Origin of the sequence: Rhizobium subbaraonis (assembly GCF_900220975.1) — a bacterium.
In the GTDB taxonomy this organism is placed as follows: Bacteria; Pseudomonadota; Alphaproteobacteria; order Rhizobiales; family Rhizobiaceae; genus Mycoplana; species Mycoplana subbaraonis.
Genome location: NZ_OBQD01000009.1, coordinates 222,733 through 246,367, shown reverse-complemented (window position 1 = coordinate 246,367; position 23,635 = coordinate 222,733). Strand labels below are relative to the sequence as shown.

The window sequence follows — 23,635 nt, the reverse complement described above, 5'->3', positions numbered from 1 at the left end:
TTGCTCTGTTCTTGTCTTTGCGGTTGTGACCACCGTGACGCGCATGGCGCCATATTTAGACCCGCAAAGGCCGCCCGAGGCCACAGCCTTTTGCATCGATCCCGCTCACATTTGCGTCTATCCGGCGATAATCGCTTGCAGATGTCCCCGAAATATGGAGAGAGGATCACCAGCAATCATGCAGTTTCCCCCCGAATATGACGACCAAGGACAAGATAGGTAGGGAATCATGAAGGAACTCGATCGACTTGACCGCAAAATTCTCCGCGCGCTGCAGCAGGAGGGACGGTTGTCCAATATCGAACTCGCCGAGAAGGTTAACCTGTCGCCGACGGCAACCGCCGAGCGCGTCAAGCGCCTGACCCGCGACGGCTATATCACCGGCTACATGGCGATCCTCTCGCCGGAACGCCTCGGCCGCAACCTGCTCGTCTTCGTGCAGATCAAGCTCGATCGCACGACGCCCGACGTGTTCGACACGTTTGCCGAGGCCGTCCGCCAGAGCGACAACGTGATGGAATGCCACATGGTGGCCGGCGGCTTCGACTATCTCGTCAAGGCGCGGGTGGCCGGCATGGAAGCCTACCGGACCTTCCTCTCCGATGTGTTCCTTTCGCTGCCCGGCGTGCGCGAGACGCACACCTACGCCGTGATGGAAGAGGTCAAGAGCACCGGCTGGATACCGGTCTGAGGCTAAGGCCAACAAGACGGGAGGCCGCCCGGTAGAGCCTCCCTTCCGCGGCGGCACAGATCGGCCGTGGCCCCTCAGCGCGCGAGGATATCCCGCATCTCCACCAGGTTGGAGCGAACGCGCAGGATGTAGAAGCCCATGGTCGCCAGATGCGTCGGCATGATCCATCCGTCCTCGCGGCCGTTCGAGATGATGGCCGGCTGGATGTTCAGCGCTGAGCGCAGTTGCTTCAGCGTTTCGTTCCAGATCTGCGTCAGGCCGCGCTGGGCGATGACGCTGTCGAAATCGGCCCCGGCGGCCGACAGGATGCCGTAGTAGCCGTAGAGCTGGCCGAAGGCGAACCAGAAACGGTCGTCCGCGCGCACGTCGAACCAGCCGCCGTTGTGGAATTCGGACCGCTCGCGGATGATCGCCGAGGTGTTGCCGATGTCGTTGGCGATGCGGTCGAGGAATTCCACGAGGTTGTCGGACCGCGCATCGAATGTCGAATTGCAGGCGGTCAGGGAGGCGTTGAACCTCTGCAGGTCCCGCGCAGCCGCCCGGTAGATGCTGGGGGTCGGCGTCCTCGGGCCGAACGGGCTCAGGCTGAAGTACCAGGTCTCCTCGTCGAACTGGATGTTGCCACGTGCAGACTGCAGGTCGTTGTTGACCCCGGACGTGCCGCGCACGCGACCAAGCGAATCCACCAGCTCCACCGTCGTACGGCGAACCGCCTGGTTGACACCGCGCTGGAACGACGCCTTGTTGTCGAGCCACGGCGTGTCGTCCCAGTCGATGCCGAACAGGCCGAGCTTGTAGAGCACCATCGAGGAGATCCAGGCATTCTGGTCGACGTTGAAGTCGATCAGGTCGGCGGCGACATCGACGATCGCGGAGCGCTCGCAGGCATTTGCGGGAGCTGCCTGCCCCGCCGTCTGTCCGGTCGCCGTCGTCGCGCCCGAAGACTGGGCGGCGCTCTTCACGGGCAGGCCGGCATCGTTCTTGCGCGCCGGGAAATTGTAGGCGTTGACATAGTCGATGTTGAAGTTGGTCCAGACCTGCGTCTGCCAGATGAAATAGCCGTAGAGGGCAACAAGCCCGAGCAGCACGATGCCGATCGGCCCCTTGATCAGCCAGCTGCGCTGCCGGTACCAGTTCGCCGCCGCCACGAAGGGCCAGACAAGCCATGATATGAAGAGCCCGATGCCCCGTCCAATGGCAGCAAAGACGCGCTGGAAGAACGCGACGATCGGGTCAAGCATTGCCTTTTTCCTCTCGAATTCCGAAGAGCCTCTGCCGGAAGGCGGGCTTGTTCTGAAGATAGGTACGCGTCAGCGTTTCAACCACGAATTCTCTAAACCTTTCGCTGAGCTTTTCATAGGATTCGTAGAAGCCCTGCTTGTCGAAGACGAAACGGGACACGAAATCGAACGGCGTGAGCTGCGAAATCAGCCGGTTAACCAGCCACTGGTCCGGATGGGCGGGCGCTGCCCGCACCAGCAGGAAGCGCGGCCAGGGCGCCACGTCCTTGATGCGGATCTCGCCGGTGGCGGAAATGATGCGGATCGCCTCCTGCAGGAATGGATAGATGCCGTCCTCGGCAATCAGTGCCGCATTGCGGTGCATCCAGGTCTGGATCCAGATCCGGTCCGCCTTGGCAAGGTCCGCGCGCGGATCCGCCTTGTTGACCAGGTTCAGGATGGCCATGTCGGCCCGGTGCTGCAAGAGCCCGGAAGCCTCCACCCAGGACGCCCGCGGCAGTTCCAGCCGCTTCGTCGAGGCCAGAAATTCAAAGATGCGCGGATAATCGTCGAGCGCGATGTAGCTGACCTGCCAGGGGCGCGACCGACGGAAGCCAGGCACGGACGGATCGCAGATCACCGTCGTCTGCCTGCCGTCGAGAAACACGTAGACGCCGCCGAAATGATTGGCCCAGAAGGCTTCATGGCGAAAAACGAGCTGGTCGGGCACGAGCGCGTTCTGGCGGATGTCGCCGGTCTTCTTCGACAGTTCCACCATCCGGTTCAGCATCGCGTCGTCCGCCCACGCGTTCGGCACCGTCTTCAGCCGGTCGACCAGTGTCCGAAGCTCCGCCGCCTTGCCGAGCACATCCTCTGCCGACAGCACCCGGAACCGCACCTCGTTGATCGCCAGCAGGTCGTCGATGTCGTGGACGACCGATACGCTGTCCTCGATCTCGCCGTAGAGCGCATCCCGGATCGTCACGGCATTGATCGCGCGCGCGTTGGCGTTGAAGAATTCGTGCATCAGCGCCGCGGTATTGGAAAAGCTCGTATGCACCACCGGCAGTTCCACCTGATCGGGCGTCAGAATGATGAAGCGGCGGTTCACCCGGTTCGGATCGAGATAGTCGCGGTCGCCGAGCTCGTCGGCGATTTCGGGCGAAAACCCGGTCATGTCGATGCTGAAGCGCGCGAGGTTGGTCCGCGGCAACCCGAAAGCTTCCAGCGCCTTGTTGTAGCGCTCGACCAGATGCGGCTCGGACACGTCGAGCAGCCGCCCGTAGATCAGCTCGGCTTCGAGGAGGTGTTTCATGATCTTTCTGCCGCCGGCATAAAGGTGAAGTCGGCCGCCCGCATGTTTTGGGCAAGGCGGCCGTCACAGATTGCGACGATCATCTCCAGCACAGATTTCAGCGCGCGCAGAACTTCCGTGTTCCAGAACCGGGCAACAGACCAGCCGTTCGTGTTCATGAAATCGTTCCGCTTCTCATCATAAACGTTATCTGCATGATGGCTTCCGTCTACCTCGACAACCAACATCTTCTCCCGACGGGCGAAATCGGCAAAGTACGGGCCTATCGGCATCTGCCGCACGAACTTGAACCCATTCAGCCGCCGACCGCGCAGCTCCGACCAGAGCAGTTCCGCGGCATCGTTCTCAACCTGTCGCAGCTTGCGCGCCCGCGCCGTCTTCTTCGTGTTCGCCCCTCTCATCGCTGCCTCACGAGCCGGTTCCCCCCTCACCCTAACCCTCTCCCCGCAAGCGGGGAGAGGGAACTGGAAGCCGTGTGCACCCGCCCCTTCCCGCCGCAAGCAGCAGAGGGGACTGGAAACGCTGCTGCGCCCGTCCTTCTCCCCGCCTGCGGGGAGAAGGTGCCGGCAGGCGGATGAGGGGCGACTTCAATCATCGACGCGAAAAAGGACGCCGCGCTCAACTTACCCCCACTTCCCTTCCCGCTTCATCGCTTCGATTTCCTCAACCGCCCGCTCCCGCAGGCGTTCGCGGCGGATGATGTCGGCGACCGCAGCGTCGTCGGACTTGTCGGCGTAGCGGAATTCGCTGTCGGCGTAGCGGTTGATCTCCTGCAGCACCATCTCCATGGTGATCGGGCCGCGCAGTTCCTCGATCATGCCCTTCTTCTCGTCGTAGGACTTGTGCATGAAGACTTCGGGGGTTGCGAACCACTCGTCCGGCAGGTCAACGTCCATCGCCCGCATCTTGATCGCGTCGGTGATATTCTTGATCGCACGTCCCGTGAAGCGCGGCTCGACTTCCTTGATCATGTGCAGGTACGTGCCGACGTCGGCGAGCGTCGCCATCTTTCCGTGCGCCTTCTCGTAGCGCTCCCAGATGGTGAGCAACCCGTCCTCCTGCGGCAGCGCGTGCTGGCCGTAGGAGGTCGAGACCGCCTGCTTGATCTCCTGTCCGGCCAGAAGCGCATGCTCGCCGAGCGGGATCGAGTGGTTTTTGCCGACGAGCAGCGCGAAAATGTCGACATAGTCGGCGCGCGACTGCGGCCCGTCGACCAGCCAGCGGGCGCCGGCGCGCTGGCGCAGCGCATCGTCGACGTTTTCGGGATAGTTGGAGAACATGCCGAAAGTGCAGTTTCCGCGCACCACCGTCGAGGCGCCGGCGAAGCTCTCCATCAGCACCGCCGTCACCTCGTGCTGGCCGGCCGACGCCCGGTCGTCGGAGCGCTTGGCGGCCACCTGGTCGACATCGTCGATCGTGCCGAAACCGATGGCGCGCGGATTGACGACGTTGTTGACGAAGTCCTTGCAGTTCTGGCCCGACTTGCCCTGGTAGGAGGAGATCTGGTCGACACCAAAGTTCTCGTAGTGGAACGGATAGCCGGCCACCCGGCAATAGTCGTCGAGCAGGCCGGCCAGCATCTGGATCAGCATGGTCTTGCCGGTACCGGGCATGCCGTCGCCGATGAAGGTGAAGAGGAAGCCGCCGAGCTCGACGAACGGGTTCATCTGCCGCTCGAAGTCGTAGGCCATCAGCATCTTGGCGAGCCGTAGCGCCTGGTACTTGGCGATGTGGTTGCCGACGATGTCGGTCGGCTTCTTGAATGTCATCGAAAGCGGCTTGCGCTTCTGCCCCGGCGCCACATCGAAACCGTTGAGGGTGAAATCGTCCTGCTCGATGCGGATATGGGCGCTCTCGAAGCTTGAAAGCCCCGAAAAGCGCGCCTTGCGGCCGATCAGCCCCTCCAGCGCGACCCGGGCGAAGGCGCGCGCGCGGGCAATGAGCGCGGTATCGTCCGCGGCCCCCGCGATCGCGCGGTCGAGGCCGGCGACGAGGCTCTTGGCCGCGTCCTGGGCGGTGTCGAACAGGTAGTCCGGCTCGTCGGTGTCATCCGCCGGCTCGCCTTCGCCGGCAAGCATCGCGCCGAGATAGGCGGCAAGGGTGAAGGCGGCGACATAGGCAGACGCCGACAGCAGCGCCTTGAAGCGTTCCGCCGCCTCCCCGGAAAGCGGCGCGGTGGCATTGCGCGCCTGCAACTGCTCCAGTTCCGTCTGCCGGGCGAAGACGTCGGCGACGGCCAGCGCGATCTCGATGCCGCGGCGGGCACGATAGAGCAACTGGTGCTGCGCCGGGGACAGAAGCGGATCGCCCGGCCGCACCGCGGCGATCGTCTTTGCCAGCTCGACCTCGCGCGAGCGCCGCATGCCGCCGGTCGAGACGGTCGACACGAAGCGCCGCCCGGTGCCTGCGATCGGCGCGCCGGCGCCCCTGCCGTCGGCTTCCAGAACGGCGAGCCGCGTCACCATGCTCTGCGCCACCGCCCGGTGCTTCTCGATATCGCTTTCCGAAATCATCGTCAGTCCGGCGTTCAAGCTCATCGCATCATACCCCGCTGACCACCTGGTTTCCGGAAATCACGTGCACCTTGTATTCGCCGAAGATCGCTTCCGCCTCGCCGGCGGCATAGAGCGCCTGGTAGGCATCGTGCGGCACCAGCGCATGCTTCTCGAAACCGCTGACGCCCATGCGCGCCGCCTCGAGGTTGTTGGTATCGATGTAGAACTCCTCCTGCGCCGGCGTCGAGCTCCAGAAGCCCTTGCTTGCCGGGCGCTCCGCCTGCGAGAACACTTCCTGCACCGTCCAGGTCAGTAGCCAGGCGTTCTCCACCTTGCGCACCTTCGACAGGATGTCGCGAACCTTCTGGTTGTTCTCGGTGATGTCGGCGGAATAGAAGGGGCCGAGCACGATGCGTCGCAGCTGCTTGGGATGCAGCATCTCGAAATCGCGGTCGAGATTGGTCGCGATCGTCACCGGCGACAGCGAATAGGCGCTGTTCTTCAGCGCGAAATCGTCGAAGCGGCTGGCAAGCTCCGGGTTGAGCAAGCCTCCCACCGGAAGATCGATCCGAACGTCGGGGTTGAGCTTGCCGTCCTTGTCTACGAGCAGTTCGACGATCTTCTCCGAACTGTCCTCGATCGTCGCCATGTAGACCATCGGCAGCGTGCTGGTGCCGTCGAAGGCGCCCCAGCTGACGACGTAGTAGGGCCGCATCGTCTTCGGGTTGACGGCAACCCGGATCGTCTCGGGCAGCACAAAGGGCGAGAACACCTCTCCCTTGCCGATCTGCTGCAGGTACATGCGCTCGGCCATACGAACCTGCAGCTCGGTCGGAAAAGCCTTGTTGCGCAGGATGAAGTCGGCCATCTCGCCGCGCAGCTGATCGGCGCCGGGGATCTCCGACAGCCGCTTTTCCGCGCCCTTGCGGTCGTTTTCGAGCTCGAGGACGTTCTGATAGACCGGGAAGCCGCTCTCCGCCCGCGAGATGCGGAACTGGTCGACAAAGCCGATCCGGTTCTCCCAGCAGGCAAACGACGCCTTCAGCCGGGCCAGATAGGGCACGATCGCCTCGCCGACGACGCCGTGCTGGTAGAGCGGGGAGTTACGGTCGCCGAGGAACACCTCCAGCCCGCCGAGTGCTGCCCGGATCGAGGTGAAGTACTGCGCGACCGCGCTGTCGGCTGGGGGTTTCATCTTTGCCCCTCATCCGCCTGCCGGCACCGTCTCCCCGCAGGCGGAGAGAACGCGGACGCCGCACCATCTTTGTCCCCTCTCCCAGCTTTCAGGGAGAGGGTCAGGGTGAGGTGCACGCGCCCAGGGCGCAAGCCCGTCACGGCCATCGCCGTCAGGCCTTCACGTAGTTGGAGGCGTTGTGCTTGTCCATCACCTCCTGGAAGCGCCGGGCAAACGCATCGTCGGCGAGCTTCTTGCGGCGCTGAATATCCTGGGTGGCGAGCATGTTCTTCTCGTGCATCTCCAGCAGGTCGCCGATGTGCTTCTGCGCGGCGGCGCCGATGCCGGCCATCGTCTCCTCGGCCGCGGTATCGACCTGGCTGCCGAGCGTGTTGATCCGGTGGGCGACGTCCTGCTGGGCGGCTGTCTTCAGCGAATCCTCCAGCGCTTTATAGAGCACGATGCGCTGCTCGGTATCGATCGTCAGCTTGTTGATCAGCGTGTTCTGGGCGGCGATCTGGTTGTTGAGCGAGTCAACGAAGGTCTGGAACATCGAGGTGTAGCGTTCCAGCGTCTGGCTTTCGGCGAGCAGCTCCTGCTCCTTGGCCTGCTGCTCGTTGTACTCGGTGGCAAGCGTCGAGCGCTCGCCCTCCAGCTGCGTGCGCGTCTTCTGGTCTGTGGAGGCGGCGATCCGGTTTTCGATATCCAGAAGCTGCGGGTTCAGCTGCTCGATCCGCTTCTGCGTTGTCTCCAGGTTCGCCATCGTCTGCTTGCGCCGCTCGATCACCTGGATCAGGCTCGCCTCGGACGTCTTGTAGCGGCTGTCGAGCACCGCCTTCTGGTCCTTCAGGATGCCGACGATCGTGTCGGACTTCGCCAGAAGCTCCTGCAGATTGCCCGAGAGCGACATGTTGCGCACGCGGTCGGTGCGCATTCGCTGCATCTTCTGCTTGGAGAAGATGCCGATGAATTTCTCGTAACCGGTATAGCTCTTCATGCTCTCGAACTCGACGCCGAAAACATTGGTGGCGTCTTCGAGCCCGATGATCAGGTCGGCAATGTTCGCTTCCATCACCTTCTGCTGGGTGAGCACGTCCTGCAGACGGGCGTTCTCGATGTCGAAATTGGCGTCGCCGAGCTTGGTGTCCGCCTTGGCGAACTGCTCCAAGACGATCCCGGTCTGCTCCAGCTTGCCACGCATCTGCTCGACGGTCTCGCGCGTCCGCGCGATCTCGGTATCGAAATTCTGAAGTGTCGCCATCCCTCATCCCTCTCTCGACGACCGGCGCCAGGCACCGGCCGGACAATGTGAAGACACCGCCGCGCGGCATCGCAGATGCAGAGTTCCCGCCGCCTGCCTGCAGCACATGATGTGGGAAGCAGCGTCGCAGCTGCAACCCTTAAAGGCATGTATTTTTGTATGAAACCTGAAAATGGCAGCAGCGGCGTTGGCCGGCACAGCAACAAGTCTCATTGTGCGGCAGAAACGCCCTTCAGGAAAGCGATGATATCGGCAATATCCTGCGGCCTCTTCAGCCCGGCAAAGGCCATGGCCGTCCCCGGCACCATGGCCCTGGGCGCGGCCAGATATTCCGCAAGCAACCCCTCGTCCCACACCCTGTCCTTGCCGAATGCGATCATGGCGGACGAGTAGCCGTATTCGGGAAACGACGCGACCGGACGGCCGACGATGCCGGCGAGAGACGGCCCGACTCGGTTCACCGGATCCGTCGCGTGACATGCCGCGCACTTCCGGAAAACGGCCCTTCCGGCATCGGCGTCACCGGCAACGCCGGACGAGGCGGCGGCAAGAACGAAGAATGCCGACAACGCGATCGATTTCATGCGTGCAGGCCTCCGCTGCCGTACTCGTCCTGCATCAGGAATAGCCCTGCATCAGGTCGTCCCAGTGGCGACGGCAGTAGGACACGTATTTCTCGTTACCGCCGACTTCGACCTGCGCCCCTTCCCTGACGAGGGTGCCGTTTGCGTCGAGCCGCACGACCATGGTCGCCTTGCGACCGCAATGGCAGATGGTGCGCACCTCGCGCAATTCGTCCGCTATCGCAAGCAGCGCGTTCGAGCCGGGAAACAGCTTGCCCTGGAAATCCGTGCGCAGGCCGTAGGTCATCACCGGAATGCCCATGCGGTCGGCGATGCGCGCCAGTTGCCACACCTGCCGCTCGCTCAGGAACTGCGCCTCGTCCACGAAGACGCAGGCGATCGGGCCGTCCCCGTCCGCACCCATCGCCTCCACCGTCGCCTGCAGATCGTCGTTCGCATCGAAGGCGATGGCGTCCGACTGCAGGCCGATCCGCGATGAGATGCGCCCCCGTCCGGCGCGGTCGTCAAAGGCGGCGATGAAGATCGCCGTGCGCATGCCGCGCTCACGGTAATTGTAGGACGCCTGCAGCAGCATCGTGGACTTGCCGGCGTTCATCGTCGCATAGTGGAAATAGAGTTCGGCCATGTTTTTTCCTCGTGGCCCGTTCTGGCGCGGAAGCACCCGGATTTCCAGCCATGGCGAGGCGAAGACCACAGATTTTCCCACGCTCCGTTCACAACGACATTCTTGCGCTCGATTGCGAAGCGGCGCGAAATAAACTAGGCCGGCGAAGGCTGTGTCAGGCGCGTAAAGTGCTTGAATGATGACGTTTTTGATGCTTGGCTTGCGGCATCAGAACAAAAACGGGGAGCATTGAACATGAAAATTGCATCGACACTGAAAGCATCGGCTCTGGCTGCAGTCTCGCTTGTCGCGCTGGGCATCGGCAGTGCACTGGCCGCCGAGCCCGAGAGCTGTGGCAAGGTCCGCTTCTCCGACGTCGGCTGGACCGATATCACCGCCACCACCGCGACCGCCTCGACGATCCTGAAGGGCCTCGGCTACGAGACGGAAACCACCGTCCTGTCGGTCCCGGTCACCTACACGTCGCTCGCCAACAAGGATATCGACGTCTTCCTCGGCAACTGGATGCCGACCATGGAAGCCGACATCAAGCCGTTCCGCGAGGCCGGTACGGTGGAAACCGTTCGCGAGAACCTGGAGGGCGCCAAGTACACGCTCGCCACCAATGCCAAGGGTGCCGACCTCGGCATCAAGGACTTCAAGGACATCGCCGCCCGCAAGGACGACCTTGGCGCCAAGATCTACGGCATCGAGCCCGGCAACGACGGCAACCGTCTGATCATCGAGATGGTCGAAAAGGGCAGTTTTGACCTCAAGGGCTTCGAGGTCGTGGAATCGTCCGAACAGGGCATGCTCGCCGAAGTGGCCCGCGCAGAGCAGGACGGCGCACCGATCGTCTTCCTCGGCTGGGAGCCGCATCCGATGAATGCCAACTTCAAGCTGACCTATCTGACCGGCGGCGACGATGTCTTCGGTCCGAACTTCGGCGGCGCGACGGTCTACACCAACGTCCGACAGGGCTACACTACCGAATGCCCGAACGTCGGCAAGTTCTTGCAGAACCTCAAGTTCACGCTGGAGATGGAAAACCAGATCATGGGCAAGATCCTCAACGACGGCGAGGCTCCGGAAGCGGCTGCGAGCGCATGGCTGAAGGCCAATCCCGCGGCCATCGAGCCGTGGCTGGCAGGCGTCACGACCAAGGACGGCGGCGACGGTCTCGCCGCCGTGAAGTCCTCGCTCGGTCTCTGAGCATGGCAAAGGCGGGACACGGTCCCGCCTTTTTTCGACCGTGCGAAGCGATCTGTCGCCCACAGACACATCGACTTCACGATCGTCTGGTGATCTTCTGGTCCCGCCGCCCCCTGCATGCCATTGGCGGCAGCAGGCAGAATGTGGCGTTGAACCGGGCAACACTTTGAAGGCAGGTACCATTACGTGGATTGGCTGACGAACATCAAACTGCCCATTGGCCCCTGGGCCAAGAGCGCGGTCACCTGGCTGACCACGAACGGCAAGGACCTTTTCGACCTGCTCAAGGTCGTCCTGCAGGCCGGCATCGACGCCATCCTGTTCCTGATGCAGGGGCCGTTCTCCAGCGACCAGGGCCGGTTTGCCTATGCGCTCGCGCTGATCGCGCTGATCACACTGCTTTCCTGGTATTTGCGCCGGTCGCTCGGCGTGACGCTCTTCACGCTCCTCGGCCTGCTCCTAATCGTCAACCAGGGCTACTGGAAGGAGACGACCGAGACGCTCGCGCTCGTTCTCGCCGCCACCGGCGTCAGCATGGCCGTCGGCATCCCGCTCGGGATCGCAGCCGCCCGTCGCCCGGTGTTCTACGCCTTCCTGCGCCCCGTGCTCGACCTGATGCAGACGATCCCGACCTTCGTCTACCTGATCCCTGCGCTGATCCTGTTCGGGCTCGGCATGGTTCCGGGACTGATCGCCACCGTCATCTTCGCAATCCCCGCCCCCATCCGCCTGACGCGGCTTGGCATCATCTCCACGCCGGATTCGCTGGTGGAGGCCGCACAGGCCTTCGGGGCCACGCCGTCCCAGGTTCTGCGCAAGGTGGAATTGCCCTTCGCCACGCCGCAGATCATGGCCGGCCTGACCCAGACGATCATGCTGTCGCTGTCGATGGTCGTCATCGCAGCACTCGTCGGCGCCAAAGGTCTCGGCGTTCCGGTCGTTCGCGCACTGAACACCGTAAACATTTCCATGGGCTTCGAGGCCGGCCTGTGCATCGTCATCCTGGCGATCATTCTCGACCGCCTGTTCCGCTCTGCCGACGAAGGAGAAGGCGCATGACCGAGGCCGTCGTCTTCGACAACGTCGACATCATCTTCGGCGAAAAGCCGGAACGTGCGCTTGCCATGGTCGATTCCGGTAAGACCCGCGACGACATCGGCCGCGAAACCGGCCTCGTCATGGGTGTCGCCGGCGCATCGCTTGCGATCCACGAGGGCGAGATCCTTGTGCTGATGGGCCTTTCCGGCTCCGGCAAGTCCACACTCCTTCGCGCCGTCAACGGCCTTGCACCCGTCGTGCGCGGCGGGGTTCAGGTGCAGACCGGCAACGGCGCGCTCAACCCCTACAGCTGTTCGCCGAAGGCGCTGCGCGATTTCCGCATGCGCACCGTCTCCATGGTGTTCCAGCAGTTCGCTTTGCTGCCCTGGCGCACGGTCGCCGACAATGTCGGCTTCGGGCTGGAGCTTGCCGGCATGCCGGAAGCCGAGCGCAAGGCCCGCGTCGACGAGCAGCTCAAACTCGTCAATCTGACGCAGTGGGCCGGCCGCAAGGTCAACGAACTCTCGGGCGGCATGCAGCAGCGCGTGGGCCTTGCCCGCGCCTTTGCCACCGGCGCGCCGATCCTTCTGATGGACGAGCCCTTCTCCGCCCTGGACCCGCTGATCCGCACACGCCTGCAGGACGAACTGCTCGAATTCCAGCGCCGCCTGAAAAAGACGATCATCTTCGTCAGCCACGATCTCGACGAGGCCTTCCGCATCGGCAACCGGATCGCCATCATGGAAGGCGGCCGGATCATCCAGTGCGGCACGCCGCAGGACATCGTCAAGAATCCGGCGAACCAGTATGTGGCGGACTTCGTGCAGAACATGAACCCCATCAACATGCTGACGGCGCAGGACGTAATGCAGACCGGCCTTGCTGGACCGGCCGTCGGCGTGACCGCGACGGCCCGCCCAGACACGCCGCTGGTCGACATCCTTGACGCCATGTCGCGCCAGCCCGGCAATGTCGGCGTGGTCGAGAACGGGGCAATCATCGGCATGATCAATGCGCAGAACGTCGTCGAAAGCCTTACCCGGCACCGCCGCCGCGAGTAACGTCGGCGTGAACCGGTGTGCCGCGTGACATTGCCGGTCCTGCGTGGCCTGGCTCACCGAATCGAACATCGCACCGGAGTCTGTCTGGTTGGTTCTGGTCAGACAGACTCCGGTGCTTCTTTGTTTCGTTTGTCTTTTCGGGAAAACCGGCTTCCAATTTTCCCTGACAAACCCTATCAGCCGAGGCCAACATGACAGAGAACGACAAGGACGCGCCGAACGTCTTGCGCGAGACCGACGACCAGGCGCGCAGGCTTGCCCGGGTGCTGCTGCGCTCGGCGCGCAGTGCCGCACTCGCGGTGCTCGAGCCGGAGACCGGTCATCCCTTTGCCAGCCGTGTTCTCACGGGGATGGATATCGATGGCGTTCCGGTGATCCTGGTCTCTGCCCTTTCCGTCCACACGCAGGCGCTGAGGCGCGATGCCCGCGCCTCGCTCCTCGCCGGCGAGCCCGGCAAGGGCGATCCCCTCGCCCATCCCCGTCTGACCGTCATCACCCGGGCGGAGGAGGTCGGGCGCGACGGCGACGGACATGCCCGCCTGCGCGAACGCTTCGTCAGAAGGCATCCGAAGGCGCAACTCTACGTCGATTTTCCGGATTTCACCTTCTTCCGGCTGGTTCCCCTGCGAGCCAATCTGAACGGTGGATTTGGCAAGGCCTATCTGCTGACGGCAGACGACCTTCTGATTCGGTCAGCCGTTCGAGAAGCCCTTGCCGGCCGCGAAGCTGCCGCAATCGACCACATGAACAGCGACCATGCGGAGGCCGCCGGCATCTATGCCAGCCACTATCTCGGCGCGAAGAAAGGGAACTGGGTCATCTCTGGAATCGATGCCGCCGGCATCGACCTCACCGCAGGCGACCAGCTGAAACGCCTTGAATTTGAACAGGAACTCACCGATCCGATGCAGTTGCGCACGCTCCTGGCCGACCTGCTTCACGCCGCCCGCACCCCGCAAGGCTGAAGCACGAAACCGCTTCCGCGCCTACCCCCATTTCTGGCCCTTGATGTGTTTGGTTTTGTTTATATGCTAACAGTCGTACAGTACGGGACCGCACATATTGAATTTGATACGCATTGAAGGAGTTTCCAATGGACACTTTTTCTGAAGACGAGCAAGCACAGGCGGAAGTTGCGACCAACTTCCTTTCGGCGGTGGCAAATCCCAAGCGCCTGCTGATCCTGAAAGTGCTCGTCGGTGGAGAAATAGCTGTCGGCGCACTCGCACAGAAAGTCGGGCTCAGCCAGTCGGCCCTGTCCCAGCATCTGTCCAAGCTGCGCGCACAGAATCTCGTCTCCACGCGCCGCGACGCTCAGACGATCTACTATTCCAGCAAGTCGGATGCCGTTCTGACCATTCTGGAGGCAATCGACAGCATCTTCAGCGAGCCGCAGGCCCGCGACAGCAGGCAGCTGCGCTACGCCTGAGATCGACCTCAGAAGCCAATTCCGAACGCCCGGCGAAGCCACTTCGCCGGGCGTTTTCCCTTGTTCGTTCGTTTCGCACGCGGGCTTGGCGGACTTGACGGCGCACGCGGCTTCGATAGTTTGACCAACAGGTAAAAATGCCTGGCGGGGACGACTCCGCCAACAAAACATGGCCCCGGAGATCCTCATGTCCAATCGCCTGAACACCCCTAACGATATGCGTGCCTTCTGGATGCCGTTCACGGCAAACCGGCAGTTCAAGAAGGAGCCGCGCCTCTTCGTCAGCGCCAAGGACATGTACTACCAGACCCATGACGGGCGTCAGGTTCTGGACGGCACTGCGGGGCTTTGGTGCGTCAATGCCGGTCACTGCCGTCCGAAGATCACCGAGGCGATCCGCGAACAGGCCGGCGAACTCGACTATGCGCCGGCCTTCCAGCTCGGCCACCCGAAGGCCTTCGAGCTCGCCAACCGGCTGGTCGACATCGCCCCCGAAGGCATGGACCATGTGCTCTACACCAATTCCGGGTCGGAATCGGTCGACACGGCGCTGAAGGTCGCGCTCGCCTATCACCGCGCCAGGGGCGACGGTTCGCGTTTCCGCCTGATCGGCCGCGAACGCGGCTATCACGGGGTCAATTTCGGCGGCATCTCCGTCGGGGGCATCGTCTCCAACCGCAAGATGTTCGGCACGCTGCTCACCGGCGTCGACCACATGCCGCACACCCACCTGCCCGAAAAGAACGCCTTTACCCGCGGCCAGCCGGAACATGGCGGCGACCTCGCCAGCGAGCTCGAGCGCATCGTCACCCTGCACGACGCCTCCACGATCGCCGCCGTCATCGTCGAGCCGGTAGCCGGCTCCACCGGCGTGCTGATCCCGCCTAAGGGCTATCTGCAGAAGCTGCGCGAGATCTGCACGAAACACGGCATCCTGTTGATCTTTGACGAAGTCATCACCGGCTTCGGCCGCCTGGGCGCCCCGTTCGCCGCCCAGTATTTCGACGTCAAGCCTGACATCATCACCACCGCCAAGGGCCTGACCAACGGCGTCATCCCGATGGGCGCCGTCTTCGTCACATCGGAGATCCACGACGCCTTCATGAACGGCCCGGAACACCTGATCGAGTTCTTCCACGGCTATACCTATTCCGGCAATCCGATCGCGTCCGCCGCAGCCCTCGGCACCCTCGACACCTACAGGGAAGAGGGCCTGTTGACGCGCGCGGCCGAACTCGCCTCCTACTGGGAGGACGGGCTGCATTCGCTGAAGGACTGCCCGAACGTCATCGACATCCGCAACATCGGCCTGATCGGCGCGATCGAGCTTTCGCCGATCGCCGGCGAGCCGACCAAGCGCGCCTTCTCCGCCTTCCTGAAGGCCTATGAAAAGGGCCTGCTGATCCGCACCACCGGCGACATCATCGCGCTGTCCCCGCCGCTGATCATCGAGAAGCACCATATCGACGAGCTGTTCGACAAGCTGCGCGGCGTGTTGAAGGAAAACATCTGACGGCTGCCGCTACAGGACCCGGTCGGCGAAATCCTTGGGAGGCACCCAGCAGGCCTCCCGCCGACCGAAGATCCGGTAGCGGTTGCGCGCGATGAAGCGATAGAACGGATCGCGGATGAAGCGTGGCACCAGGCGAAGGATCACGGCCACCTTCCACGGCCAGCCGAGACCCGCGTAGATTGCAAGGATCGCATCGCTGTCCCTCAGCATGGCATCGCCATCGACGACGATGAGCGTCTCCGGGGCGGCCGGATCGATGCCGAAGCGCCGGTAGAGCACAGCACCGGCCTCGTTCTGCATCGAGGCCAAACGAAAACGCCGCGCCCGGTCGTGTCGCAGCACGAACTGCGCATTGGCGGAGCAGAGGATGCACTGCGCGTCGAAGACGATGATCGGGCCTGTGCCACTGTCCTGCTTCATGAAAGGAACATAGGTTGCACCGGCGACCCTGGCAACGCCACCGCGCGCCCGGCGCCGCCATCGTGCCGGCAGGCGCTGCGAGGAACGGTTTGGCAGAGCATCGCCCCGTCACAGAGCATAACGAGTTGCGGCAGGAAAGATTTGAAACGGATGGCATTTCCTGCATTGTTGCAGATTGTCATTTCTGCCCACCGGGGTCACCTCGCATCGACGGCAGCGCCGGCCACATCATGTCGCGCAAAAATGTGCACAAGATCTGGTAAACATGCAATAAAACAAAGACTTAAGGCGCGCCACGCGAAAGAACGCCGCGCCTGCATCCAGAAAGGCACCCCATGTCCACGCTCACCCGCATTCAAAGCGAAGCCCTCGCCGTGGACGTGTCCACCCTCGGCGCCGAGATGCAGTCGCTGACCACCCGAGACGGCCGGCAATGGCTCTGGCATGGCGACGCCGCCTGGTGGTCGGGCCGCTCGCCGCTCCTCTTTCCGATTGTCGGCAAGGCGCCCGACGACAGCCTGGCGATCGGCGGCATCCGCTATCCGATGAAGCAGCACGGCTTTGCCCGGCGCAGCGAATTCGTCCTCACACAGTCCGGTAACGACTTCTGCCGGCACGAATTGAAGGCCAGCGCCGAGACGCGGGCCGTCTATCCGTTCGACTTCTCGCTCTCGCTGGAGCATCGGCTGGACGGGGCGATACTCCGCGTCACCGCCACCGTGACGAACGAGGGCACCGACGTGATGCCCTACGGAATCGGCTTCCATCCGGCTTTCCTCTGGCCGCTGCCGGGCGGCGAAGGCAAGCCGCATACGGTGACGCTCGGCAACGGGGCCGAGCCGCCGCTGGCCCGGCTGCATGACGGATACCTGGCTGCCGACCACCTTCCTTCGCCCTTCCATGCCGGCCGCCTCGTGCTGGAATCCGGCTTCTTCGAAGCCGACGCCATGATCTTTCCGGAAGGCACTGGCTCCGAGCTGACGTATGCCGCGAACGGTGGACCGAGCCTCAAGTTCCGCTTCGAAAACCTCCCCAACCTGGCCCTCTGGCAGAAGCCGGGTGCCCCCTTCCTCTGCATCGAACCCTGGCACGGCATGGCCGCCCATGCCGGCGGCACCGCCGAACTGACCGAGCGCCCCTTCACCGCCGCGCTCGCAATGGGGGAAAGTGCAAACTACGGCTTTTCGGTCGAACTGCCCGCATGAGATAGTGGTCTTGGCCCGCTGCCGCCCTGGCTGGGCACCCTTGCATTGTCGAAAGACACCGAAATCCGGAGACCGCCATGACCGACTTGGAACGCCGCATCGACCAGGGTACGGGGCGCGAACCCGCCGACATCGTGCTCAAGGGGGGCCGGTTCTTCGACCTCGTCACCGGTGAAATCGTCGCCTCCGACATCGCAATCTGCGACGATCGCATCGTCGGCACCTGCGAAGGCTATGAGGGGCGCGAGGAGATCGACGTTACCGGCCGCATCGTCGTTCCGGGCTTCATCGACACCCATCTGCATATCGAAAGCTCGCTCGTCACCCCACACGAATTCGACCGCTGCGTGCTGCCACATGGCGTGACGACGGCGATCTGCGATCCGCACGAGATCGCCAACGTGCTCGGCGAAGACGGCATCCGCTTCTTCCTCGATTCGGCCGAACGAACGATCATGGATATCCGCGTGCAACTGTCGAGCTGCGTGCCGGCGACGCATCTGGAAACCTCCGGCGCCGACCTGCCGGTCGAAAAACTCCTCCCCTTCCGCCACCATCCCAAGGTGATCGGGCTGGCCGAGTTCATGAACTTTCCCGGCGTGATCCATAAGGATCCCGGCTGCATGGCCAAGCTCGAAGCCTTCCAGGGCGGCCATATCGACGGCCACGCGCCGCTGCTCTCCGGCCGCGACCTCAACGGCTATCTCTCCGCCGGCATCCGCACCGACCACGAATGCACGTCCGCCGAGGAGGCGCTGGAGAAGATCAGGAAGGGCATGCACATCCTGATCCGCGAGGGTTCCGTGTCGAAGGATCTCTTGGCGCTGATGCCGCTCTTCACCGAGCGGCTGTCGCCGTTCATTGCGCTCTGCACCGACGACCGCAACCCCCTCGACATCGCCGAGCAGGGTCATCTCGATCACATGATCCGCACCGCGATCGCCCATGGCCGCGCCCCGCTCGCCGTCTATCGCGCAGCCTCGATCTCGGCGGCGAAGGCCTTCGGCCTGCACGACCGCGGCCTGATTGCCCCCGGCTGGCGTGCCGACCTCGTCGTAATCGACACGCTGGAGGACTGCCGCGCCGAAATGGTCTTCTCGGCCGGTCGCCGCGTCACAGACGCGCTGTTTGCCGGTCGCAAGCCTGTCGAACCCGTAGGCCTAGACAGCGTCAGGGCAAGGGAGGTGAAGGCGTCCCACTTCGCCGTTCCCGTGACGGAAGGCGAGACCCCCGTCATCGGCGTCCTGCCGGGCAAGATCATCACCGAGCATCGCCGCTTTCGCCTGCCTTCCAAGGGAAACCAGACGGCAGTCGACCTGTCGCAGGATATCATCAAGGTCGCCGTCATCGAGCGACACGGCAAGAACGGCAACCACGCCAACGGCTTCGTCCAGGGCTTCGGCCTGAAGAGAGGCGCGATCGCCTCCACAGTCGGCCATGACAGCCACAACATCTGCGTGGTCGGCGTCGACGAGGACGACATGGCCTTTGCCGCGAACCGGCTGGGCGAGATCCGCGGCGGCTTCGTCGTGGTCGAGGGCGGCAGGGTTACCGGCGAGATCGCCCTTCCCGTCGCCGGCCTGATGAGCCTGGAGCCATTCGAAGTGGTCCGCGATACGCTGCATCGCCTGCGCCAGGCGGCACTTGCGCTCGGCGCGACGCTGGAGGAGCCCTTCCTGCAACTCGCCTTCCTGCCGCTTCCGGTCATCCCGCACCTGAAGATCTCAGACCGCGGCATGGTCGACGTCGACAAGTTCGCGCTCATCGGGTGAACGGGATGCCCTTGGCAGCAAGGGGGAAACGACCTATTTTCACAGGTGATTGAATTTGACTGGGGCCCCCTGATGTCGAAGCTTGAAAAGATCGAAGAGAGCGTAGCGTCGCTAGACAGTGAGGACTTCGCCGCGTTTTCACGTTGGTTCGAGCTATTGCAGGCGAAGCGGTGGGACGAGGCGTTCGACCGTGACGCCCGCGCGAGCGGGAAGCTGTCTGAGCTTGCCGACGAAGCTTTGGCCGAACATCGCGCCGGCAGGACCAGACAGCTTTGAAGCACCACGCCAGCGACAGGTTCTGGCGTTGCTACGACACCTTGCCCGCGCACGTGCAAACACTCGCCAACGAGAACTTCGCACTTTTGAAATCCAATTCTCAGCATCCCTCGCTGCACTTCAAACGGGTTGGACGCTTCTGGTCGGTACGCGTCGGGCTGTCATGGCGAGCTCTCGCAGTAGCAGACGGCGAGGATCTCGTGTGGTTCTGGATCGGCAGCCATGCCGGATACGAGAAGCTCCTGAAGTAACCTCAAGCAAGCCGCACGCAGGCCATGTCCAGCGGCGCCAGCTCGATCGCGCCCTCCGAAAGCCTGCCGCCGAAGCCGGGTACGGCGACGCTCTCGCCGAGCTTCATCGAGGACGGCGGCGAGAACTCCGCCTTCTCCCGCGTCAGGTTGAACACGAACAGCAGCTTTTCCTCGCCCTTGTCGCGCGTGAACGCCAGGATGTCCTGGTTGGACTTCACGAAGGCCATGTCGCCGTCGAAGAGGGCGGCGTGCGCTTTCCGGAATGCGAGCGTGTCGCGGTAGTGGTTCAGCACCGAACCCGCGACCTTCTCCTGGGCGTTGGCGGCAAGACGCGTGTGCTCCTCCGGCACCGGCAGCCAAGGCCGACCGGAGCTGAAGCCGGCATGCGGCTCCCCGGCTTTCCACGGCATCGGCGTGCGGCAGCCGTCGCGGCCCTTGAAGGCCGGCCAGAATCGGATGCCGTAGGGATCGCGCAGGTCCTCGAAGGCAAGCTCGGCCTCGGGAAGTCCAAGTTCCTCGCCCTGGTAGAGGCAGATCGTGCCGCGCAAGGTCGAAAGCAGCGTGATCGCCAGCCGCGCCACGCGCTCGCGCTCCTCCGGCGCTTCGATGAAGCGGCTGACATGGCGGACGACGTCGTGATTGGAAAACGCCCAGCACACCCAGCCGTCCGTCACTACCTTCTGGAAGCCTTCGACGCACTTTCTGATGTAGCCGGCGGAAAAATCCGGGCCCAGCAGGTCGAAGGTGTAGCACATGTGCAGCTTGTCGCCGCCGCTCGTATATTCCGCCACCGTCTTCAGAGACCGCGCGCCGTCGCCGACTTCGCCCACCGTCGTGCGGTCCTCGTAGCCAGCGAGAAGCGCCCGTACCTTCTGAAGAAAGACGACGTTTTCCGGCTGCGTCTTGTCGTAGCGGTGCGCCTGCATGCCGTAGGGATTAACGTCGGGCGCATCCAGACCGGCCTCGTCCGAATCCGGTTCGTGCGGCGGGTTGTCCCTCAGTTTCGCGTCGTGGAAATAATAGTTCACCGTATCGAGGCGGAAGCCGTCGACGCCACGGTCAAGCCAGAAGCGCATGGTCTTCAGCACCGCCTCCTGGACCTTCGGATTGTGGAAGTTCAGGTCGGGCTGGGAGGCGAGGAAATTGTGCATGTAGTACTGGCGGCGCACCCCGTCCCATTCCCAGGCCGGCCCGCCGAACACCGAGAGCCAGTTGTTCGGCGCGGTCCCGTCCTTCTTGGGTTCGGCCCACACATACCAGTCGGCCCTGTCGTTGTCGCGGCTCGACCGGCTCTCCCTGAACCAGGGATGCTGATCGGAGGTGTGCGAGATCACCTGGTCGATGATGACCTTCATCCCCAGCCGGTGCGCCTCGGCCAGCATCTCGTCGAAATCGGCAAGCGACCCGAACATCGGATCGACGTCGCAATAGTCGGACACGTCGTAGCCCATGTCCGCCATCGGCGACTTGAAGAACGGGGACAGCCAGATCGCGTCCACCCCCAGCGCCGCGATATGCTCCAGTCGCCGCTTCACCCCCTGGAGATCGCCGATGCCATCTCCTGACGTGTCCTGGCAGGACCGGGGATAGACCTGATAGATCACCGCACCTCGCCACCAGTCGGCAGCCGTTGTCTTCGAAGCGGTCATGCAAGGCTCCCCGGGAATGTTGCTGGTCCAATGTGTAGCGAGCGGATTACGGCGCGTAAACAGGCAAGCCTTGCGGGAAGCTGCCGAGCAGAGCAGCTTGTCACCGGGCGTTGACTGCCACGTTGCGGTTGACGCCCACCCCTGGCGCAAGGATGATGCAACCCGATCGAAGCCGGAGCCTCGTAAGGACGGAGCCGCCATTGCACCGCCCGTATCCGGCCAGGCTTGAGCCGACCGGCATCCCTAAGCCCACGAGCGGGCGATCGGATTTCCCGTCGAAATGCAGCAAGACCAGCTGCGGTCAGCCGGAAAGGGCGAGACTTTGACTGAACCCACCATCACGCTCACCCTGCAGGAGGTATCGGCGCTCGCAGCGGCGGCACTTCTGCGCGCAGGCGCCGGCGAGCCGCTGGCGCGGTGCCTGGCGCGCGCGGTCACATCTGCAGAAGCGACCGGCAAGAGCGCGCTCGGCCTTGCCCATCTGATCGATTATCTCGACGCCCTTGTCCGTGGCCGCATCGACGGTCATGCCGAACCGCTGATCACCTCGCCCGTCCCGGCACTGGTGCGCTGCGACTGCCGTGGCGGCATCGCCCAGCTCGGTTTCGACAGCGCCTTCGAGGAACTGGTCACCAAGACGCGGACCTTCGGCCTGACGCTCTATACGTCGAAGAACAGCTTTACCACCGGCGAACTCGGCTGGTACGCCGCTCGGCTTGCCGATGCCGGCCTGGTGGCACTGGCCGCCACAAACGGCCCCGCCCTTCTCGCCGGCGCCGGCAGCGCGAAACCCGTCTATTGCACCAATCCGCTCGCCTTCGCCGCACCGCGCGCCGACGGCCCGCCGCTGGTGATCGATCAGGCATCGAGCGCCACCGCCTTCGTCAAGATCCGCCAGGCCGCCGAACGCGGCGAGCCGATCCCGGAAGGCTGGGCGCTGGACGAGGCGGGCCAGCCCACAACGGATGCGAACGCTGCGCTCCGGGGCGCATTGCTCGCCTTCGGCGGCGAGCGCGGCGCCAACATCGCGCTGATGGTGGAGGTGCTGTCGGCCGGGTTGTCCGGCGCCAACTGGTCGCTCGACGCCCCGGACTTCCAATCCGGCGATCAATCGCCGGGTGCGGGCCTTTTCGTTCTTGCCATCGCGCCCCAGTTCCTGGCTCACGACTTCGAAACACGGCTCGCCCGGCAGCTTGAGCGCCTCGCCGGCGAATTCGGCGTGCATATCCCCGGCGAAGCGCGTGCCCGTGCCCGCTGGCATTCCGGCAATGCCGGTATCACCTTGCCGCAGGCACTCTTTGACAGTATCTCCTCCTTCCGACGCAGCTAGAGCAAGTCAGGTGAAATCCTGTTCGCGGGAATTGCTCCAGGGGATTGCGATGACTGCATGATCCGACACCGAAGCGATTCCGCTTCGGCCGGAAATGCGCAAGGGAGGGGGAAACGATGGCAGGTAAACTGCTCGCGATCGGCGAGTGCATGGTCGAGCTGATGCAGGCGGATGGCGGCCTGATGCGCAAAAGCTTCGCCGGCGACACCTTCAACACCGCCTATTACGCCCGCCTCTTCCTGCCGGCCGACTGGAGCGTCGACTACTTCACCGCCGTCGGCCGCGACATGATCTCCGACGAAATGCTGGCCTTCATGGAGGGACACGGCGTCGGCACCGGCCAGATCGCCCGCATCGAGGGCCGCGCGCCCGGACTCTACATGATCCACCTCAACGACGGCGAGCGCAGTTTCTCCTACTGGCGTTCCGTCTCCGCCGCGAAACTGCTGGCGCGCGATGCGGATCGCCTGCGCAAGGCCATTGAAGCCTCCGACGTCATCGTCTTTTCCGGCATTACCCTGGCGATCCTCTCGCCGGAGGACGTGGACACGCTTCTCGCCGAGCTTCGCCGCGCCAAGGCCGCGGGAAAGCTGGTTGCCTTCGATCCCAACATCCGGCCGCGGCTATGGGATGATGCCGGACGCATGCGCGAAACGATCACCGACGGCGCCCGCGCCGCAACCCTCGTCATGCCGAGCTTCGACGACGAGGCCACTCATTTCGGCGACGCATCCATCGAGGCGACGATCGATCGCTACCGCGCGCTGGGTGTCGCCGATCTCGTGGTCAAGGACGGCGCCGAGGGTGCCACGCTCGCGTTCGGAGAAGACGTCACGCACGTTCCCTCCGCACGTGTCGAGCGCATCGTCGATACCACCAGCGCCGGCGACAGCTTCAACGGCGGCTTCCTTGCCCGCTACGTTGCCACCGGCGACGCGCCCGCCTCCGCCCGCTTCGCCGCCGACCTCGCCGCCGCCGTCATCCAGCACCACGGCGCACTCGTCGCAAGCGACAGGCTACCGGGCTGAAGTCAGGGGATCCTCGTACCGCCGGCGGCAAAAAGCATCCGGATCCGCCCGACAGGCTGCCCATCGCACAAGCCGGGTCCGAGCCGAGGGCGTCTGTCACCGATGAC

At 63.8% G+C, this 23,635-nt stretch carries 23 protein-coding genes; 13 read left to right on the top strand and 10 right to left on the bottom strand.

What is annotated here, in order from left to right; all coding sequences use genetic code 11:
* Window positions 1-229 precede the first annotated feature (229 nt).
* On the top strand, window positions 230-691 hold the full coding sequence (locus CRO48_RS15855; protein WP_097140829.1) for an Lrp/AsnC ligand binding domain-containing protein: 462 nt from the start codon (window positions 230-232) through the stop codon (window positions 689-691).
* A 74-nt stretch (window positions 692-765) separates the two neighbouring features.
* On the opposite strand, the gene CRO48_RS15850 is transcribed toward CRO48_RS15855, so the two are convergent.
* From CRO48_RS15850 to CRO48_RS15810, 8 genes are all read right to left on the bottom strand, one after another.
* Complete coding sequence (locus CRO48_RS15850) at window positions 766-1,932, bottom strand: DUF2333 family protein (RefSeq protein ID WP_097140828.1); 1,167 nt, start codon at window positions 1,930-1,932, stop codon at window positions 766-768.
* The gene (locus CRO48_RS15845) at window positions 1,925-3,226 is read right to left on the bottom strand and encodes a DUF6638 family protein (RefSeq protein WP_097140827.1); all 1,302 of its coding nucleotides are present in this window, start codon (window positions 3,224-3,226) and stop codon (window positions 1,925-1,927) included. Before CRO48_RS15845 ends, CRO48_RS15850 begins: the two co-directional genes overlap by 8 nt.
* Entirely contained in the window at window positions 3,223-3,627 is a 405-nt protein-coding gene (locus CRO48_RS15840; protein WP_097140826.1) for an endonuclease domain-containing protein, read from the bottom strand. Before CRO48_RS15840 ends, CRO48_RS15845 begins: the two co-directional genes overlap by 4 nt.
* 222 nt (window positions 3,628-3,849) lie before the next feature.
* Complete coding sequence (locus tag CRO48_RS15830; RefSeq protein ID WP_097140825.1) at window positions 3,850-5,763, bottom strand: AAA family ATPase; 1,914 nt, start codon at window positions 5,761-5,763, stop codon at window positions 3,850-3,852.
* A 4-nt stretch (window positions 5,764-5,767) separates the two neighbouring features.
* Window positions 5,768-6,916, bottom strand: a complete 1,149-nt coding sequence (locus CRO48_RS15825; protein WP_097140824.1) for a hypothetical protein — start codon at window positions 6,914-6,916, stop codon at window positions 5,768-5,770.
* 151 nt (window positions 6,917-7,067) lie between these two features.
* Window positions 7,068-8,156, bottom strand: coding sequence for a hypothetical protein (locus CRO48_RS15820; protein WP_097140823.1), 1,089 nt, complete (start codon window positions 8,154-8,156; stop codon window positions 7,068-7,070).
* A gap of 209 nt (window positions 8,157-8,365) precedes the next feature.
* Entirely contained in the window at window positions 8,366-8,740 is a 375-nt protein-coding gene (locus tag CRO48_RS15815) for a c-type cytochrome (protein WP_097140822.1), read from the bottom strand.
* Between the two features lie 34 nt (window positions 8,741-8,774).
* Window positions 8,775-9,365 (bottom strand): thymidine kinase, encoded by a 591-nt coding sequence (locus CRO48_RS15810; RefSeq protein WP_097140821.1) that lies wholly within the window; start codon window positions 9,363-9,365, stop codon window positions 8,775-8,777.
* Between the two features lie 234 nt (window positions 9,366-9,599).
* On the opposite strand from CRO48_RS15810, the gene CRO48_RS15805 reads away from it, so the two are divergent.
* The 6 genes from CRO48_RS15805 (at window position 9,600) to CRO48_RS15780 (ending at window position 15,597) form a co-directional block, all read left to right on the top strand.
* Window positions 9,600-10,556 carry a choline ABC transporter substrate-binding protein gene (locus CRO48_RS15805; RefSeq protein ID WP_097140820.1) on the top strand — a complete coding sequence of 319 codons (957 nt, stop codon included), beginning with the start codon at window positions 9,600-9,602 and terminating at the stop codon, window positions 10,554-10,556.
* 186 nt (window positions 10,557-10,742) lie between these two features.
* Window positions 10,743-11,615: a choline ABC transporter permease subunit gene (gene choW, locus CRO48_RS15800; RefSeq protein WP_097140819.1), complete on the top strand. Its 873-nt coding sequence runs from the start codon at window positions 10,743-10,745 to the stop codon at window positions 11,613-11,615.
* Window positions 11,612-12,655 (top strand): choline ABC transporter ATP-binding protein, encoded by a 1,044-nt coding sequence (gene choV / locus CRO48_RS15795; RefSeq protein WP_097140818.1) that lies wholly within the window; start codon window positions 11,612-11,614, stop codon window positions 12,653-12,655. Before choW ends, choV begins: the two co-directional genes overlap by 4 nt.
* Before the next feature lie 191 nt (window positions 12,656-12,846).
* Window positions 12,847-13,620, top strand: coding sequence for a HugZ family pyridoxamine 5'-phosphate oxidase (locus tag CRO48_RS15790; RefSeq protein ID WP_097140817.1), 774 nt, complete (start codon window positions 12,847-12,849; stop codon window positions 13,618-13,620).
* Between the two features lie 128 nt (window positions 13,621-13,748).
* On the top strand, window positions 13,749-14,084 hold the full coding sequence (locus CRO48_RS15785; protein ID WP_097140816.1) for an ArsR/SmtB family transcription factor: 336 nt from the start codon (window positions 13,749-13,751) through the stop codon (window positions 14,082-14,084).
* 187 nt (window positions 14,085-14,271) lie between these two features.
* Window positions 14,272-15,597 carry an aspartate aminotransferase family protein gene (locus tag CRO48_RS15780; protein WP_097140815.1) on the top strand — a complete coding sequence of 442 codons (1,326 nt, stop codon included), beginning with the start codon at window positions 14,272-14,274 and terminating at the stop codon, window positions 15,595-15,597.
* Window positions 15,598-15,606: 9 nt separating this feature from the next.
* On the opposite strand, the gene CRO48_RS15775 is transcribed toward CRO48_RS15780, so the two are convergent.
* The gene (locus CRO48_RS15775) at window positions 15,607-16,017 is read right to left on the bottom strand and encodes a thiol-disulfide oxidoreductase DCC family protein (RefSeq protein WP_097140814.1); all 411 of its coding nucleotides are present in this window, start codon (window positions 16,015-16,017) and stop codon (window positions 15,607-15,609) included.
* A 335-nt stretch (window positions 16,018-16,352) separates the two neighbouring features.
* Between CRO48_RS15775 and CRO48_RS15770 the strand changes: the two genes are divergently transcribed.
* From CRO48_RS15770 to CRO48_RS15755, 4 genes are all read left to right on the top strand, one after another.
* Complete coding sequence (locus tag CRO48_RS15770; RefSeq protein ID WP_097140813.1) at window positions 16,353-17,222, top strand: aldose 1-epimerase family protein; 870 nt, start codon at window positions 16,353-16,355, stop codon at window positions 17,220-17,222.
* A gap of 77 nt (window positions 17,223-17,299) precedes the next feature.
* A complete protein-coding gene (gene ade, locus CRO48_RS15765) occupies window positions 17,300-18,994 on the top strand; it encodes an adenine deaminase (protein WP_097140812.1) in 1,695 nt (564 codons plus the stop codon).
* A 72-nt stretch (window positions 18,995-19,066) separates the two neighbouring features.
* Window positions 19,067-19,270 (top strand): hypothetical protein, encoded by a 204-nt coding sequence (locus CRO48_RS15760; RefSeq protein ID WP_097140874.1) that lies wholly within the window; start codon window positions 19,067-19,069, stop codon window positions 19,268-19,270.
* Window positions 19,267-19,521, top strand: coding sequence for a ParE family toxin-like protein (locus CRO48_RS15755; RefSeq protein WP_097140811.1), 255 nt, complete (start codon window positions 19,267-19,269; stop codon window positions 19,519-19,521). Before CRO48_RS15760 ends, CRO48_RS15755 begins: the two co-directional genes overlap by 4 nt.
* 2 nt (window positions 19,522-19,523) lie before the next feature.
* Here the strand turns inward: CRO48_RS15755 and bglA are convergent, their stop codons facing one another.
* On the bottom strand, window positions 19,524-21,170 hold the full coding sequence (gene bglA / locus CRO48_RS15750) for a beta-galactosidase BglA (RefSeq protein WP_097140810.1): 1,647 nt from the start codon (window positions 21,168-21,170) through the stop codon (window positions 19,524-19,526).
* 337 nt (window positions 21,171-21,507) lie between these two features.
* Here bglA and CRO48_RS15745 point away from each other — a divergent pair, with 337 nt between their 5' ends.
* Together CRO48_RS15745 and CRO48_RS15740 are read left to right on the top strand one after the other, a co-directional pair.
* Entirely contained in the window at window positions 21,508-22,500 is a 993-nt protein-coding gene (locus tag CRO48_RS15745; RefSeq protein WP_407071933.1) for an Ldh family oxidoreductase, read from the top strand.
* 116 nt (window positions 22,501-22,616) lie between these two features.
* The gene (locus CRO48_RS15740; protein WP_097140808.1) at window positions 22,617-23,528 is read left to right on the top strand and encodes a sugar kinase; all 912 of its coding nucleotides are present in this window, start codon (window positions 22,617-22,619) and stop codon (window positions 23,526-23,528) included.
* Window positions 23,529-23,635 lie beyond the last annotated feature (107 nt).

Bases quoted from the DNA above. Each gene is read 5' to 3' on its own strand.
- CRO48_RS15825 (WP_097140824.1), bottom strand. From the start codon at position 6,916: ATGAAACCCCCAGCCGACAGCGCGGTCGCGCAGTACTTCACCTCGATC.
- CRO48_RS15810 (WP_097140821.1), bottom strand. From the start codon at position 9,365: ATGGCCGAACTCTATTTCCACTATGCGACGATGAACGCCGGCAAGTCC.
- bglA (WP_097140810.1), bottom strand. From the start codon at position 21,170: ATGACCGCTTCGAAGACAACGGCTGCCGACTGGTGGCGAGGTGCGGTG.
- CRO48_RS15815 (WP_097140822.1), bottom strand. From the start codon at position 8,740: ATGAAATCGATCGCGTTGTCGGCATTCTTCGTTCTTGCCGCCGCCTCG.
- CRO48_RS15855 (WP_097140829.1), top strand. From the start codon at position 230: ATGAAGGAACTCGATCGACTTGACCGCAAAATTCTCCGCGCGCTGCAG.
- CRO48_RS15820 (WP_097140823.1), bottom strand. From the start codon at position 8,156: ATGGCGACACTTCAGAATTTCGATACCGAGATCGCGCGGACGCGCGAG.
- CRO48_RS15840 (WP_097140826.1), bottom strand. From the start codon at position 3,627: ATGAGAGGGGCGAACACGAAGAAGACGGCGCGGGCGCGCAAGCTGCGA.
- CRO48_RS15790 (WP_097140817.1), top strand. From the start codon at position 12,847: ATGACAGAGAACGACAAGGACGCGCCGAACGTCTTGCGCGAGACCGAC.
- CRO48_RS15805 (WP_097140820.1), top strand. From the start codon at position 9,600: ATGAAAATTGCATCGACACTGAAAGCATCGGCTCTGGCTGCAGTCTCG.
- ade (WP_097140812.1), top strand. From the start codon at position 17,300: ATGACCGACTTGGAACGCCGCATCGACCAGGGTACGGGGCGCGAACCC.
- CRO48_RS15785 (WP_097140816.1), top strand. From the start codon at position 13,749: ATGGACACTTTTTCTGAAGACGAGCAAGCACAGGCGGAAGTTGCGACC.
- CRO48_RS15780 (WP_097140815.1), top strand. From the start codon at position 14,272: ATGTCCAATCGCCTGAACACCCCTAACGATATGCGTGCCTTCTGGATG.
- CRO48_RS15830 (WP_097140825.1), bottom strand. From the start codon at position 5,763: ATGAGCTTGAACGCCGGACTGACGATGATTTCGGAAAGCGATATCGAG.
- CRO48_RS15850 (WP_097140828.1), bottom strand. From the start codon at position 1,932: ATGCTTGACCCGATCGTCGCGTTCTTCCAGCGCGTCTTTGCTGCCATT.
- choV (WP_097140818.1), top strand. From the start codon at position 11,612: ATGACCGAGGCCGTCGTCTTCGACAACGTCGACATCATCTTCGGCGAA.
- CRO48_RS15770 (WP_097140813.1), top strand. From the start codon at position 16,353: ATGTCCACGCTCACCCGCATTCAAAGCGAAGCCCTCGCCGTGGACGTG.
- CRO48_RS15760 (WP_097140874.1), top strand. From the start codon at position 19,067: ATGTCGAAGCTTGAAAAGATCGAAGAGAGCGTAGCGTCGCTAGACAGT.
- CRO48_RS15775 (WP_097140814.1), bottom strand. From the start codon at position 16,017: ATGAAGCAGGACAGTGGCACAGGCCCGATCATCGTCTTCGACGCGCAG.
- CRO48_RS15740 (WP_097140808.1), top strand. From the start codon at position 22,617: ATGGCAGGTAAACTGCTCGCGATCGGCGAGTGCATGGTCGAGCTGATG.
- CRO48_RS15845 (WP_097140827.1), bottom strand. From the start codon at position 3,226: ATGAAACACCTCCTCGAAGCCGAGCTGATCTACGGGCGGCTGCTCGAC.